General features: G+C 65.5%; 18 protein-coding genes. 9 read left to right on the top strand and 9 right to left on the bottom strand.

Translation table 11 applies throughout. The annotated features are described in order from the left end of the window. Position 1 precedes the first annotated feature (1 nt). The 6 genes from pstB to ABZV44_RS28075 all read left to right on the top strand — a co-directional run bounded on the left by pstB (position 2) and on the right by ABZV44_RS28075 (position 3,205). Positions 2-775, top strand: a complete 774-nt coding sequence (pstB, locus tag ABZV44_RS28100) for a phosphate ABC transporter ATP-binding protein PstB (RefSeq protein WP_354842377.1) — start codon at positions 2-4, stop codon at positions 773-775. After that, the gene (locus ABZV44_RS28095) at positions 772-1,149 is read left to right on the top strand and encodes a response regulator transcription factor (RefSeq protein WP_354842374.1); all 378 of its coding nucleotides are present in this window, start codon (positions 772-774) and stop codon (positions 1,147-1,149) included. Before pstB ends, ABZV44_RS28095 begins: the two co-directional genes overlap by 4 nt. Then, positions 1,150-1,809, top strand: a complete 660-nt coding sequence (locus tag ABZV44_RS28090; protein WP_354842371.1) for an arsenate reductase ArsC — start codon at positions 1,150-1,152, stop codon at positions 1,807-1,809. Then, positions 1,806-2,552, top strand: a complete 747-nt coding sequence (locus ABZV44_RS28085; RefSeq protein ID WP_354842368.1) for an MIP/aquaporin family protein — start codon at positions 1,806-1,808, stop codon at positions 2,550-2,552. Before ABZV44_RS28090 ends, ABZV44_RS28085 begins: the two co-directional genes overlap by 4 nt. Before the next feature lie 81 nt (positions 2,553-2,633). After that, a complete protein-coding gene (locus ABZV44_RS28080; protein WP_354842365.1) occupies positions 2,634-2,951 on the top strand; it encodes a hypothetical protein in 318 nt (105 codons plus the stop codon). Then, positions 2,948-3,205 (top strand): hypothetical protein, encoded by a 258-nt coding sequence (locus tag ABZV44_RS28075; protein ID WP_354842362.1) that lies wholly within the window; start codon positions 2,948-2,950, stop codon positions 3,203-3,205. Before ABZV44_RS28080 ends, ABZV44_RS28075 begins: the two co-directional genes overlap by 4 nt. A gap of 174 nt (positions 3,206-3,379) precedes the next feature. Here the strand turns inward: ABZV44_RS28075 and ABZV44_RS28070 are convergent, their stop codons facing one another. The 3 genes from ABZV44_RS28070 to ABZV44_RS28060 all read right to left on the bottom strand — a co-directional run bounded on the left by ABZV44_RS28070 (position 3,380) and on the right by ABZV44_RS28060 (position 5,947). Next, positions 3,380-4,549, bottom strand: coding sequence for a zeta toxin family protein (locus ABZV44_RS28070; RefSeq protein WP_354842360.1), 1,170 nt, complete (start codon positions 4,547-4,549; stop codon positions 3,380-3,382). Continuing rightward, the gene (locus tag ABZV44_RS28065; protein WP_354842358.1) at positions 4,546-4,785 is read right to left on the bottom strand and encodes a hypothetical protein; all 240 of its coding nucleotides are present in this window, start codon (positions 4,783-4,785) and stop codon (positions 4,546-4,548) included. Before ABZV44_RS28065 ends, ABZV44_RS28070 begins: the two co-directional genes overlap by 4 nt. A gap of 202 nt (positions 4,786-4,987) precedes the next feature. After that, a complete protein-coding gene (locus ABZV44_RS28060) occupies positions 4,988-5,947 on the bottom strand; it encodes a tyrosine-type recombinase/integrase (protein WP_354842355.1) in 960 nt (319 codons plus the stop codon). 583 nt (positions 5,948-6,530) lie between these two features. Here ABZV44_RS28060 and ABZV44_RS28055 point away from each other — a divergent pair. Both ABZV44_RS28055 and ABZV44_RS28050 read left to right on the top strand, forming a co-directional pair. After that, positions 6,531-8,384 (top strand): CHAT domain-containing protein, encoded by a 1,854-nt coding sequence (locus ABZV44_RS28055; protein ID WP_354842352.1) that lies wholly within the window; start codon positions 6,531-6,533, stop codon positions 8,382-8,384. Positions 8,385-8,467: 83 nt separating this feature from the next. After that, positions 8,468-8,656 carry a bifunctional DNA primase/polymerase gene (locus ABZV44_RS28050; protein WP_354842349.1) on the top strand — a complete coding sequence of 63 codons (189 nt, stop codon included), beginning with the start codon at positions 8,468-8,470 and terminating at the stop codon, positions 8,654-8,656. Positions 8,657-8,690: 34 nt separating this feature from the next. On the opposite strand, the gene ABZV44_RS28045 is transcribed toward ABZV44_RS28050, so the two are convergent. The 4 genes from ABZV44_RS28045 to ABZV44_RS28030 form a co-directional block, all read right to left on the bottom strand. Then, positions 8,691-9,005 carry a hypothetical protein gene (locus tag ABZV44_RS28045; RefSeq protein ID WP_354842347.1) on the bottom strand — a complete coding sequence of 105 codons (315 nt, stop codon included), beginning with the start codon at positions 9,003-9,005 and terminating at the stop codon, positions 8,691-8,693. Then, positions 9,002-9,211: a hypothetical protein gene (locus tag ABZV44_RS28040; protein WP_354842345.1), complete on the bottom strand. Its 210-nt coding sequence runs from the start codon at positions 9,209-9,211 to the stop codon at positions 9,002-9,004. Before ABZV44_RS28040 ends, ABZV44_RS28045 begins: the two co-directional genes overlap by 4 nt. A 59-nt stretch (positions 9,212-9,270) precedes the next feature. Continuing rightward, positions 9,271-10,245, bottom strand: coding sequence for a hypothetical protein (locus ABZV44_RS28035; protein WP_354842342.1), 975 nt, complete (start codon positions 10,243-10,245; stop codon positions 9,271-9,273). Positions 10,246-10,812: 567 nt separating this feature from the next. Next, on the bottom strand, positions 10,813-11,628 hold the full coding sequence (locus ABZV44_RS28030; RefSeq protein ID WP_354842340.1) for a hypothetical protein: 816 nt from the start codon (positions 11,626-11,628) through the stop codon (positions 10,813-10,815). Positions 11,629-11,778: 150 nt separating this feature from the next. Here ABZV44_RS28030 and ABZV44_RS28025 point away from each other — a divergent pair, with 150 nt between their 5' ends. Next, a complete protein-coding gene (locus ABZV44_RS28025) occupies positions 11,779-12,036 on the top strand; it encodes a hypothetical protein (RefSeq protein ID WP_354842337.1) in 258 nt (85 codons plus the stop codon). On the opposite strand, the gene ABZV44_RS28020 is transcribed toward ABZV44_RS28025, so the two are convergent. Beyond that, positions 12,033-12,494 carry a hypothetical protein gene (locus tag ABZV44_RS28020; RefSeq protein WP_354842335.1) on the bottom strand — a complete coding sequence of 154 codons (462 nt, stop codon included), beginning with the start codon at positions 12,492-12,494 and terminating at the stop codon, positions 12,033-12,035. The genes ABZV44_RS28025 and ABZV44_RS28020 overlap by 4 nt on opposite strands. A gap of 49 nt (positions 12,495-12,543) precedes the next feature. After that, positions 12,544-12,855: a hypothetical protein gene (locus ABZV44_RS28015; RefSeq protein ID WP_354842332.1), complete on the bottom strand. Its 312-nt coding sequence runs from the start codon at positions 12,853-12,855 to the stop codon at positions 12,544-12,546. Positions 12,856-12,935 lie beyond the last annotated feature (80 nt).

The following is a 12,935-nucleotide window of genomic DNA, read 5'->3' as shown; positions in this document are numbered from 1 at the left end:
CGTGGCATCCATCCGACTGGAAAACCTCTCGGCCTTCTACGGCGATCACCTCGTCGTCGACGACGTCACCATGACCATCGAACCCAAGAAGGTCACCGCGCTCATCGGGCCGTCGGGCTGCGGCAAATCGACCGTCCTGCGCTGCATCAACGCCATGCACATGACCGTGCCCGGCGCACGCGCCACCGGCCGGGTCCTGCTCGACGAACAAGACGTTCTGCGCGAGATGGATCCCACCGACCTACGCCGACGAGTCGGCATGGTGTTCCAACGCCCCAACCCGTTCCCGACCCTGAGCGTCTACGACAACGTCATCGCAGGACTCCAACTGGGACGAAAACGACGGCGCGGCAACGGGTTCGACGACCTCGTCGAACGCAGCCTCCGCCAGGCCGGGCTCTGGGAAGAGGTCAAGGACCGCCTCAACGTGCCCGGGGCGAGTCTGTCCGGCGGCCAGCAGCAGCGGCTGTGCATCGCACGAACCCTCGCGGTCGAGCCGGAAGTCGTGCTGATGGACGAACCCTGCTCCGCGCTCGACCCGATCGCCACCAGCACAGTCGAGGACACCATAGACCAGCTCAAAGACCACTACACGATCATCATCGTCACCCACAACATGCAGCAGGCCTCCCGCGTCTCCCAATACACGGCGTTCCTGACCATCACCCAACCCGGCGAACCCGGTCGGCTCATCGAGATCGACCAAACCGAAAACCTCTTCTCCCACCCGCGGCACCCGGCGACCGAGGACTACATCACGGGCAAGTTCGGATGACACAGAACCCGAACCGCACCTCAGCGGGACAGCCGAGGATCCTGCACATCCAAGACGTCGAGCTCGACCGGGCCGCCCACCGGGTCCGGGTGCGCGGGCGGGTGTTCGCGCTCCCGCCCAAGGAGTACGACCTACTCGAAATGCTGATGCTCAACGCCGGCACCGTCCTCGACCGCCAGCAACTGCTGCAACTGTGGCCCGACCCCGAGCGCGCCGACCCCAAGACCGTCGACGTCCACGTCCTGCGGCTGCGCCGCAAAATCGAGCGAAACCGCTCCCGCCCCACCCACATCCGCGCAGTCCGCGGTCTCGGCTACGTCTTCGACACCGAACCCACCGCCCCCGCGTACAACCAAACCTCCGGAGGCGTCTGAATGACCACGACCCCCCACTTCACCCGCGGACTACCGCCACGCGAACCCGGCCTGCAGCTCGCGCGCATCACCGACGAACTCGCCGACCAGTTCCGCGGCACCTTCTCCCGCACCACCGTCGCCCAATTCGTCCGCGAAACCTATCGGCTGCTCACTGCCTCGGCCACCGTGAACGTCCACCTACCGTCGCTCACAGCACGATTCGCCCGCGACCGGCTCATCGACTACGGCAAGGCCGCCGGACTCACCCACGTGACCTGCCCGCAGGTGCTGTTCATCTGCGTCCACAACATCGGCCGCTCCCAAATGGCCGCCGCCCTGCTCGATCACCACGCCTGCGGCAACGTCACCGTCCGCTCCGCGGGCTCCCAACCTCGCGGCGACATCCCCGCCACCATCACCACCGCCCTCGCCGAAAAAGGCATCACCCTCCGCAACGCCTACCCCAAACCACTCACCGACGAAATCGTCCGCGCCGCAGACGTCGTCGTCACCATGGGCTGCGGCGACGCCTGCCCCATCTACCCCGGCAAGCGCTACCTCGACTGGGACGTCCCCGACCCCCTCGGCCAAACCCTCGACGCCGTACGCGGCATCCGCGACGAACTCGACCAGCGCATCCGCGAACTGGTCAGCGAACTCCACGGAGATGCCATATGACCCACCTCGCCCGCCGCCTGCTCGCCGAATTCGTCGGCACCGCAATGCTCGTCGCAGTTGTCATCGGCTCCGGGATCGCCGCCCAACAGCTGTCCCCGAACGACACCGGCCTGCAACTACTCGAGAACTCCACCGCGACCGTGTTCGGCCTGGCAATCCTCATCCTCGCCCTCGGTCCCGTCTCCGGCGCACACTTCAATCCGGCTGTCTCTCTCGTCGATTGGCTGGCACACCGCCGCGACCATAGCGGTCTCACCGTCGGGCAGCTGATCGCCTACATCGTCGCGCAGATCGCGGGCGCTGGTGGAGGGGCGGTCCTCGCGAACATCATGTACGGGCTTGCGCCGGTCCAGATATCCACCCACAACCGCGCCACCATCGGTCATCTCCTCGGCGAAGTCATCGCCACCGCCGGTCTCATCGTCGTCATCTTCGCCCTCGCCCGCACCCGCCGCGCTTCCCTGTCCGCCGCCGCGGTCGGGGCCTACATCGGATCGGCCTACTGGTTCACCAGCTCCACCTCCTTCGCCAACCCCGCAGTCACCATCGGCCGCATCTATTCCGACACCTTCGCCGGGATCGCACCATCCTCGGCACCGGGATTCATTGCGGCACAAGTGCTCGGAGCACTGCTCGGGCTGGCGCTGATCGGCCTTTTGTACCCGCGGCTTGCCGACGATGAGGAAGTCATCGTCAGCCATGGTGATTCCGGGGGGCCTCGCAGTCCGATGCGCGAGAGCTGACCGTTCGAGAGCTACGCGCTACTGCCGCCCGCCTCAGTGTCACCGAGGGAAACGATCAGTGGCTGATCGGCGGCTCTGACCTTGCACTACGCCTACGGGCTGATCGGAATCACGGCGGTGCCGACACCGGCCGATCTGGTGATCACCGATCAGAACACCGGCAAGTCGATCTACTACGGTGACGGCGAACCGCGCTGGGATGGGGAGAACTACAGCGGGCATTGCGTGTTGTGGCTGCCGGGCTCCGGGCGGTGGATTGACACGACGGTAGTCCAGTATCCGGAGGTCCGCGCGTCACGACCGCTGCCGGTGATCGGCCGGGCGACCGCTACGTGGGTGGCAACTCCCTCGATCGCGCCGCGCTGGCGGTGGGCCGACTCACCCCGGGAACCCAGATGACCGTTCCGCGTGAAGAATTGATCCTGGATTACACGATTTGCCCCGACCCCGGCGATGTCGTCATGACGGCGCTGAACGGCACGCCCGGCATGGAGGCCAAACTCCGCAGCACTGGAATCAACCTGATCTCCGGTGCGGTGGAATGGTGGCGCAAACCAGGCATCGTCGAGCGTTGCACGCAGCGCCTCCTATCCGCGGCTGCTTGCTCTGCTCGACGCAGTGGGCGAGGCTCCGGTGAGCGTCGATGCCGATGACAACTGGTTCTTCGAGATCGCCCCGGGGCGGCTCGCTCGGGCAGACGAACTCGTTTCCAGTCCATAGCGGCTCCGTGCGGTGGTCGGGTCCGGCCGGTGTTACCGCGCGCATGTGATTGGCGCCCGACGCCAGCGATTACGCGGTGTGCCTGGGGGTCGGGCGGCGCTAAGCCATCAGCGGTCTCGGGTCGGGGAGTGGCTGGGTCCGCGGTTGTCGGGGGCCGGTCCTGAGCGTCCTTCGGACTGCGAAGGATTGATGGCGGTCTGCGCTGATCCGCCGAAGGCACGACCGGCAATTCGGGCTGCGCGGTCTGCTGCCGATTCGGGTGCTTCTCGGTCTGCGGGGGAGGTGTCGGGATTGCGGGTCGGTTCTTCGGCTGCCAGATCGGTGAAGATCGCATCTACGCTGGGGTCCGGGCTTGCTGGCCGGGCTCCGAGTGAGCAGGGCTGGGCTGAGGCAAGCAGCGAGGCGGCTTGGTGATCGACCATGTCGAGTCGGGCGGAGAATTCTGGGCGGACGTCGGTGCGCAGCACCGTGCCGTTGTCGATGGCGTCGCGGAGTTTGTGTTGGACAGCGAGGAAGTCGGTTGCCTCTGGACCGGTCCAGGGCCGCTGACGTTCGGTTTCGATGGCGGCGCGGGTGGCGGGCTGTGACTCCCATTGCCCGCGGCCGTCAAGAGCATTGCGGTAACGGGGAGTCTCTTCGCCGCGCCGGAATACCGCGACTTGGTCGGTGAGCCGGTCGTTGTCGATGCGGTCGGCGAGGGCCGGTATTCCGTCGTAGGACTGGTCGGCGTTGGCCTGCACGGTCAGCCGGCCACGGCCGCCGTCGGCGACTTGTTCGTAGTAGCGGTTGAGGATGCCTTGGTTGCTCATCGCCTGCGAAACGCCCAGGATCATCGCTTCGACCCGGAATCCGGCTTGGCGGTATTCGCGCATCGTGGCCGCGACCGCGTCGGCGTTCTGCGAGGTCTCCTGGATGATAGCGTTGATCTTGTTGTCGCGGGCGTACTGGTGAGCCTTGGCCATCCAGGCGCGCCCATCGGCGCGGGTGTAGGCGGCCATCAACGTGTCGTCGCGGGCGAGCAGTTCGTCGTATTGCGGGTGGTAAGGCTTGTAGAGGTCGCTGTCAACGTCGACGAATCCGCCTCGGGCGTTGAGGACGTCGGCCAGCATCATGCTGACGCGGTTTTTCCCCGCGCCGGGCTGGCCGGTGAGAAAGACGACGGTGGGCCGGTCGTGGGAGGTTCGGCCGCTGAGTAGCTGAGGGACGATGCGTTGTCGAAAGATTCGCTCGTTCTCAGTCTCGGGGAGCCGGTATTGCTCGGCTTCGGGGCTGGTCATCGGCGTTGGGTACGCAGCTGTTCGACCAGCGACGTCATTTCCTGGCGGGTGCGCGCGATCTGGGCGTGGTCGGTCGGGTCGAGCTGTTCACGCAGGTGAGCCAGATTGTGTTGAGCGGTCAGAATCTCGGAGATCGCGGCCGTGTCGGGCTCGGGCGCGGCTTCGCGGTCGGCGATGAGAGCGGAATAGACGCCAACGGCCTTGTTGATCGCTTCGACAGCAGCCTCGTAGGCCACCGATTCCTCGCTGGACCATGTGAAACCGCGGACCTGATCCAAGATGGAGTCCTGATTGTTCGGCACCGTTCACGCCTCCTTCGACAGTGGTGGAAACACCCAAATATGTAGTGCTACTGAATGTTTCGCACTCTCAACGTACCCTGAGAGATCATTGCATTTCGACTGGATTGATCAGCGGTCGATACCGACACCGAAGAGTTCAGCGGCGGGCGGCGTCGCGGCGTCGGCGGGCGGCACGGATTTCGTTGTCCACCAACTCATCCCGTGCTTGGGCGTAAATCTGGGTGGTCTCGGTCTTGGCGTGCCCGAGTCGGCGGCGGATGACTTCGAGTGATACCCCGGAGTCCATGAGTTCCATGGCGTGCGCGTGGCGCAGCTGGTGGATTTCGAGGTCGACGCCGGCGGCGGTGCGGTATTTGATCCACCGATTCAATATGGCGTTGTAGGAGATCGGGCCGCCTCCGCCGTTGATCGAGGGCCGGAACAGGGGGCCGTTGGTGTAGCCGGTGCGGGTGAGGTAGAGGCGTAGCAGGGCGACGAATCCGCGGTCGTCGAGCAGTACGACGCGGGTCTTGTTGCCTTTGCCGTGCAGGGTGATGTGTTCGTTGTCGACGCGTAGATCGAGGTCTTCGACGTAGGCGCTGCACACCTCGGCGGCGCGTGTGCCGCAGACGTAGGCGAGTTCGAAAAGGACTCGGTCGCGCAGGACGTCGATCGGCACGTCTTTGCGCGGCCGCCGCGCGCAGATGGTGTTGAGCAGTTTGTGCACCTGCTCGTAGGGTGCCGGGCGCGGCAGCCCCTTGGGCACGGTCACGGCTTCGGTCTTGTCGACCGGGTTGGCTTCTAGGAGTTCTTGCCGGACTGCCCACGCGCAGAAGGCTTTCACCGCGGACCGGCGCCGGGAGCGGGTGGCGGCGGAGTTGTCGATGTTGTCGGACAGGTAGGCGCGCACCGGTGTGACGGTCAACGCTTCGATTTCGTCGTGGTGGTGGCGGGCGAACATGATCAGGTCGCCGCGGTATGCCTTGATGGTGTTGCGGGAGCGGCCGGCGTTGCGCAGATCGGTGAGGAAGTCGTCGATGGGTGTCACGAGTGGGTGGCTGTCGCCGAGCGCGTCGGTGAGGACGTCGCGGGTGTCGCGGAGGACCGAAACAGCCACTGCGGCCTCCTGTATCGGCGAGGTTGGTGGATAACGGGGAATCGAGTTGTCCGGCTGCCGTCGCATCGGTCGACGTCGCCGCCGCCGATTCTACCGGAGTTGGTGGATAACGGGCGTTATTCACCAACCTGTCCCTGTGTCCCTCCTGCGGCCCCGAACGCATCGGGGGAGGGGTGGAGGTACCCCGAAACGGCTACGGGCCGTCCACGGTGCGGCGGAATTGACCCTCCCAGAGACGAATGGACCGGTGAGGATCATTCGGGCCGGATCGGGAATTAACAGCAAGACCGGACGGCAGTGCCACCCCTCCGCGATCGTCCCCGGCTGACCGCGACATGTCGCGGTCCCGGAATCCGTCAGCCGCAGCGCCTTCCAGCGCAACCGGTCGCACACTCCCGCACCCAGAGCACGGGCCCCGCCCATGGCCGACATGTGGTTGTGTTGCGCTTCCGAAGGCCGGCGCCTGCAACACCCATCATGGGAACGAAAGTAGCGCTGCCCGTATGCTGTCGAGATCGTAAGTGAACTCGGGCTCGATGGTCAGTTCAGCGCAACCGATACAGTGCGGGCAATTACGTCCCAAGTGGCCGAAGCGTCAGCGGCTGCGGGCATGCGGCGGCAGGGAGCGGGGGTACCGGAAGAGATCCTCAACAACCTGGATCGCGTGCTGTCGCGTGCCATCGAGATCGACAGGCAGGCGCTTGTCGTGTCGGCGCGCGACCGGGTGAACTTTCTTCGACAGCTCGCGCGCGGCATCTACCAATGGGTTGAGCTGACCTCCCAGCGAACAGGTTTCAGCGGTTCGCTGGACGCCGAGATCAGGCGAGCGCGCCGTCGGCGCTTCGACGCCATGATCAAGATCAAACTACAGATTCATCGCATGGCCAAGTCCACCATTCAGGTCGAGGACCGCCTGATTCTGATTGAAATTGACACATTGACGCTCGGCTGCGACATTGCCACGGCCCTCAAGTCAACCGGACCGGGGAAGGAGAATCTGCCGAAAAGACGGCGGCGTGTCTATTTTGGCAAAGCAGACGCCTTGGCACGGAAGGCCATGGCACTCGCGGACGCCCATGATCCCGAGCGTCTGTATCCAGGGATCGTCGGCATGTTGGCGCGGATTTTTCGCCGATGCGAGGATCGGGCCCGCGCTCGTGCCTTGATCGAGGATGGCTTGGCGCGGTGTGCCGGACAGCCTGCGGGCAATGTCCATCTGGCGCTGTGGATGCTGCTGTTGAAGGAATCCAGTTCCCGCGCAGAAGAACTGGACATCGCCAGGCGCATCGTCGCTCTGCTCGAGGAAGTGCCGACACCGGTCTACAGCGTGGAGCGGGCAGGCTACCTGACCTACGTCATTGATACTTTGTTCGACACGGTCGCGGGGCTGGCTCTAAGTTCGGAGGCGGCGGCTCATCGTGGTGCCGCATACCTATCGCGCCGCCTCGCGAGTTGGTGCACGACGTCGTATGTCGACGAGGACCACGTGCCTATCGCGCACATCTTTATCGCCGCAGGGCGGGCGATCGTGCTGATCGAGCAGCATGGCGACGTAAACGTCCATTCTTTCCCGGTCGGGATCGACCCGCTGATGGACTTCGCCCGGCTCAGCATGCATCCGCCGAACGATGAGATCACCGGGCCACGCAATGTCCGGCGGCAGCTATCAGAAGAGCTGCAACCTGTCCTTGCAGTTCTGGGACAGTACAGCAAGATACGAATCAATCCGTTGAGGTTCGCCACATGGATACCATGGACCGGGCTCAAATACACTGGTGATGCGCTTGGGGCCAACCGAGATATCGCCTGGTTCAACCCGTTTCCGCCACGACCGGTGGTGGATAGCGGTCGGTCCATAAGCGTTGAACAGCCCGAGGGCATGGTGCTGGTAGTCGACGAAGCTACCGAGCTCGCTGCGGGCATTGTGCGGGTGTTCGCACGAGAACCAAACGCGGTTATCACCTTCAACAGCCGAGACGTCGCGAAAGGTCTTACTGCCGAACAGCTGCAAGAGGCATGTCGAGACAAGGTCGGCCTCGTGATGTTCTGTCATGCTTCCAGCGATCTCTATGACTATGCCGAGGCTGGGATCTGCACCTTCGCAGAAGACTCGGGTTGTTCCACCAGGCTCACGCTCAGGGAACTGGCCGGACTGAACCTTCAGCACTTACGGTGGGCGGCAGCAATCGCGTGCGAATCCGGGCGGCCGAACACCTACCTGCCAGCTACCTCCGTGGCGCATGCGCTGGTCTCCGCTGGGGTGAACACGGTCGTCGGCACCTTGTGGCAGATCACTGCGCGCATCACCGGACCACGACTCCTCAGGGCTCTCTTGGCACAACTGAACCGGCAACCCGACGACCTTTGTGCGGCGTTCCGCACGATCCAGCGGCAAAATCCCAGCGAGATGTTGCCGCTGATGCTTGTCGCCAGATAATCGCGCGGGACGGACGGAACGGCCAGAGCTGGGCATTCAAAGGTCAACTGGCCGGACCGATCCGGGGCCTGACCGAGATCTTGTTGCCAGTCGCGAGTACTTCCGGGGCGAGCTCGGGCCTGGGGCCGGGGATCGATGTGCGCGGCCCCGGCCGCGGCACCGGTGGCTACCTGATCGGGCCGGGCTCGGTCGTCGACGGAGTCGCCTACGTCGTCGAGCGCAGCGGCCCGATTGTGCCGCTTCCTTCGTGGATTGCCGAGCGCCTCGGCTAGTCGATCTGGTGCGGGACCGTCAGATGCTCCGCCGTCAGAGGTCGAATCGCACGGCCAACACCATCTTGATGAAGTCGAGCATCTCGGTGGTCACCGTCCCGTCGTAGGTCCCGGCCTCGAGTACCGCTCGTACGCAGGGTATGAACCGGTGTACCGCGAGCACGCGGCCTTCGTCCCAGCCTACCGAGAAGATCCGCAGATCCTGCGGCATCTCGCGGGCGTCGACCACCGGCACCGCCAGCGCGACATCGCGATGACGCAGAAGCGCCTGGCCGTCGACGATTACCACTGTCAGATAGCCGTCACCGGCTGCGATGGTGTAGGTGTCGCCTTGGCGCAGTTCCCTCACAGGGGCATGCCCATGCCGATGCGCACCAGGTCGGCATCACTGTATTTCGGTGGGTTGTCCTGCTCGTGTGCGGCGATGCGCCGCAACTCCTTGTCCGCGAGCCGCTGGAGAACGGCCCGGTTGATCTCGGCACTAACGTTGCCGTCTGCACTCTCGCGCAGGGCCTCGGCGGTCGCGTCCGGGAGGCTGATGTTCAGTTTCGCCATGCCACCACGGTAAAGCGTGACGCTTTACTGTGGCAACTGCTCGCCGTGCCCGCGGCGCGTCAGCAACCCTGTTGCAGGGGGTAGCAGCCGGGCGGGAACTGGTGGGTTGTCGGTGCGTCGGTGGACGGCTCTTGTTGAGGCTGGGTAACAGGTTCCGGGATACCGACCTGGCTTGTTCTGGTGGGATGGGCGGCCGGATGGTGGGGCACGGCGGAGATACCGACCACGACGGCCGCAATCCCGGCTGCTGCGACGGCGAGAGCCATGCCCACGCCGCTCCCGCGGCGATTCCGCGCCAGGGTGGGTGTCTCTGGCGGTGTGTACCGGTGGCTCGTCCAGCTGTCGCCGGGCGCGTGTCTCGTGTCGGTGGAATAGGCGGCGGCGGGCACCGGGCGTTGCAGCGGGATCGGTGCGGGCGGGCGAACATCGGCGACCGGCGCCGGCGCGGGGATCGGCGGTGTCGCGGGGAGTTGCTGCGGGGGCAAGGTGGGCCGCGGGCGCGGGCGGGGCGGTTGCACCGGGGCGGGTTTGGGGATCGGCGCGGGTCGGGGTACGTGCTGGCGTACCGGGATCAGCCCGGCGGAGACGATCAGTTGGTCGATCTGGGTTTTGTCGTATCGTTTGAGGGTGCTGCGGCCGGTCTGGTACCAGTCGCTGCGGATGCCGTATCCGCCGTGATGCTCACCGGCGCAGGAACATACGCATTCCCAGACCGAGGTGGCTTTCGCGTCGCGGCATTTGGTGTCGCATCGGTCGACCTCTGCCAGGATCTCGAGGCGGATCTTGACCACGCCGTAGGAGTCGGCGAGTGCCCCGGCCAACGGAATCAGATGGGCAGGACTGAGCTGCCAGACCTGCACGCCCCGGTGTTGAACCCGGGTGAGTTTCACCCGCGACCCGAGGACTCGCCGTAGCCAGCGCTGGGCTCGGTATTCGTCGTCGGGTAGGTAGACGTGCAGCGCGACTTTGCGCTTGGTCGTGGGCGTGGTGGTGTCAGGGACGATCGCGCGTTCCACCCAGGCGCGAGCCGACATCTGTTTTCCCCCTTCGGGTTCCGGCGCCGAAGGGGGCCGGGTCGGATCAGGTTTGGGCCAGTGTGGGTGAGGGGTCCGACAGGCTCGGCGGGGAAGATGACGGCAGGCGTGACAGTGTCACGGCTGTGCGTCATGATCACGAACTTTTTTCGCTGCGTCGGCGGCGGTAGTCGCGCTGGCGGCAGGTAGGTGAGCAGTGGCGGGCGTCGGCGCGCAGGTCGCGGCCGCCGGGGTAGATCCACCAGCCGCAGCCTGGGCAGATGATGCCGATTTCGGGATCGTCACCGGCGACGAGACGTTGCCCAGCGTCGAGTATCTGCTGATATGTCGCGCCGAATCGTTTGCGAGCCCGGTAGGCGCGGGCGACGCAAGCCGCAGAGCAGTAGCGGCGCCGCGAATGGGCGTCGCGGGGGAGTGCGGTCCGGCAGATGGGGCACCGGCGAGGTCGAGATCGCTGGCCCACGCTTCCGATTGTCGCCCGGTAGCCGCGCCAGGAAGCTCCGTTTCCGCGCAGACGGCTGCTCTGCGAGCTCGGTTCAGCGGCAGGCGCTTACGAGGATCCGAAGATCATCGAATGGTGAGAGTCTGTCCGGCGGTGAGGTGTTCGATGGCCTCGACCGCGGTGGCGGAGTTCGTGCCTACGTTCAGGGTGTGGCCCAGGTCGTAGAGCAGTGACACGGCTTGTTCGGCAGTGCGGCGACGATCGTTGGTGTCGGTAGGCCAGACCGAGCACGTCAGCGCGCGGTCTTTGCGGCGGATCCCGATTTCGATGTCGCCACAGGGGTCGGCCGGGGGGCTGCCGCCGGTGCGGGTGGGGACGTGGATACGCAGGCCGATGGCGGCTAGGCGGGCTTCGAGGTGGGCGCGGTTCTCGGCGGCGGTGATGAGTTCGAGGGTGACCGGCCGGGACCAGAATCGTTCTGCGCGGCGGGCGATTTCGTTGCGGCTCAGGCCTTGGATGTGGCTTTCGAGCATGGCTCGATAGGTGGCGTCGTCGGTGGCGTCTTTGTCGTCGAAGGCGTTTTCGAGGCTGGCGTCGATGTAGGTACCGAGCAGCAGGCTTCCCCACGTACCGGGCCGGGGCGCGTCGTCGCTTTCCTCGGCCGTGGTCCATAGACCTCCACGCGGTGTCCATGTCGCGATGCGCGTCAGCCCGGCTCGGTCGCGGCTGACGCTCTGGTCGGCGGGCGGTGTCCATTCCCCGCGGTGCCATTGCTGGGCGAGGTGCTCGGCCTCGCCCAGGTGCCGGTAGGTGAGTTCACCGAGCGGCCATGCTCGGGGGTCGTCACCGCGGCTGAGATAGACCATGCCGGCCGAGTCTTCCCAGAATCGAATGGCGTCCTTCAGCGGGTCTCCCCCGGATCGAGTGACGTCCTTCGGCATGGCGCCAGTATGCAGTCAATTATTTGACCGGTCAATATTTTGACCGGTACGATAGCGGCTCTCGACCCCCGCGATGTCGCCGAACTGGACCTATTCCGGCCGTCGCGGGACGATAGTCGGGTCGTGCACCGACAGACCAGGGGAGAACGCATGAGCGACCAGAGCGAGCGCCGCGCCATCGCCCAGCAGCTCGAACAGGCGAGAAACGAAGCCATGTCGGCTGCAATGGATTTGGGTAAGTGGTGCGGCAACGGCGATTACGCCACCATCCTCTCCGAGCACGCGCGCGACGCGGCCGGGCTCCGCGCGCTCGCAGGGCTGGAGGCGGTGATCGGGGACTTGACTGCGGTCTTCGAGCGCCTGGCGGCCGCTGTCGCCGATGCGGGCGACTTCGAGCACGCGCACTAGGCGAACTGCCGCGCGATGAACTCGGTTTTGTCCGCCGCTGTCTGGGCGGCGTGACGCACCTGCGGTAGCGCGCTCTCGTCGACGATGAGGCCGGAGGCGACCGGCCGGATACGTGCGATCAGTCGCAGGATCTCGTGGACGCAGCCGGAGAGGTCCGGGCCGTGAAAGGTCAGCTGCGGATCGGCGAGTTGGTTGGCGACCTGCTGGCGGTCGAACTTGTACCGCGAGTGGAGTTCTGGGCCGATGACGTCGATGATCCGCAGCCAGACGTTCGCGCATTTCTCGGCGATCGGCAGGCACTCCAGCGGGCGCGGAACGAACTCGCGATCGAGAACCGTGCACGCGAATCCGATCGCGGCCAAATCCGCGGAAACACTGCGCGAGTTGCACGACGGCGGGGCGGTCGGCGAGCATCGCGACCAGCGCGCCGGCGTCGGGCCGGTAGCCGGGCGGTTCATGTTGTGCGACGTCGAATCCACTGGGCACATCGGTGAGCCTAGGGCGGCTTCACGGGGACGCTGGTGCGCGACACCGGTCCTCATCGGACTGGTTTGGATCGGTGATCAGCACGGCGTTGTCCCGGGCGTCTTCGAGGATCTCGAGCACGCGCAGCAGCCCGGAATTGGCTTCCTCGAGCAGGCGGCGAACTTCCTTGGGGGCCAGTAACTCCGGCGGGAGATCGGGCATGCCGTCAGGCGCGATGTCGAGCGCCGAGTACTCGCGGTCGAGCGCGCCGATTTCCCGCATGGCTGGACGTAGCTGAGCGCGCAGCGCGTCGATTCGGATGTAGAGCGCCTTCGAATAGTTCGGCGATCCCATCGAATCCTCTTCCGGCCGTAGTCCGCTGCGCCCGGTGCGGAGAGCGTCAATCGTCAGCGTAGGAGCTGGCGGCAGCGATG

Source organism: Nocardia sp. NPDC004860 (genome assembly GCF_040609015.1).
Lineage (GTDB): Bacteria > Actinomycetota > Actinomycetes > Mycobacteriales > Mycobacteriaceae > Nocardia.
Note: the sequence above shows the minus strand (reverse complement) of the source record. Positions and strands in the feature narration are given on the sequence as shown.

Coding starts and splice junctions, on each gene's coding strand:
- ABZV44_RS28095 (WP_354842374.1), top strand. CDS start 772: ATGACACAGAACCCGAACCGCACCTCAGCGGGACAGCCGAGGATCCTG.
- ABZV44_RS28085 (WP_354842368.1), top strand. CDS start 1,806: ATGACCCACCTCGCCCGCCGCCTGCTCGCCGAATTCGTCGGCACCGCA.
- ABZV44_RS28075 (WP_354842362.1), top strand. CDS start 2,948: ATGACCGTTCCGCGTGAAGAATTGATCCTGGATTACACGATTTGCCCC.
- ABZV44_RS28090 (WP_354842371.1), top strand. CDS start 1,150: ATGACCACGACCCCCCACTTCACCCGCGGACTACCGCCACGCGAACCC.
- ABZV44_RS28035 (WP_354842342.1), bottom strand. CDS start 10,245: ATGTCGGCTCGCGCCTGGGTGGAACGCGCGATCGTCCCTGACACCACC.
- ABZV44_RS28040 (WP_354842345.1), bottom strand. CDS start 9,211: ATGGCGAAACTGAACATCAGCCTCCCGGACGCGACCGCCGAGGCCCTG.
- ABZV44_RS28020 (WP_354842335.1), bottom strand. CDS start 12,494: ATGAACCGCCCGGCTACCGGCCCGACGCCGGCGCGCTGGTCGCGATGC.
- ABZV44_RS28070 (WP_354842360.1), bottom strand. CDS start 4,549: ATGACCAGCCCCGAAGCCGAGCAATACCGGCTCCCCGAGACTGAGAAC.
- ABZV44_RS28030 (WP_354842340.1), bottom strand. CDS start 11,628: ATGCCGAAGGACGTCACTCGATCCGGGGGAGACCCGCTGAAGGACGCC.
- ABZV44_RS28025 (WP_354842337.1), top strand. CDS start 11,779: ATGAGCGACCAGAGCGAGCGCCGCGCCATCGCCCAGCAGCTCGAACAG.
- ABZV44_RS28015 (WP_354842332.1), bottom strand. CDS start 12,855: ATGGGATCGCCGAACTATTCGAAGGCGCTCTACATCCGAATCGACGCG.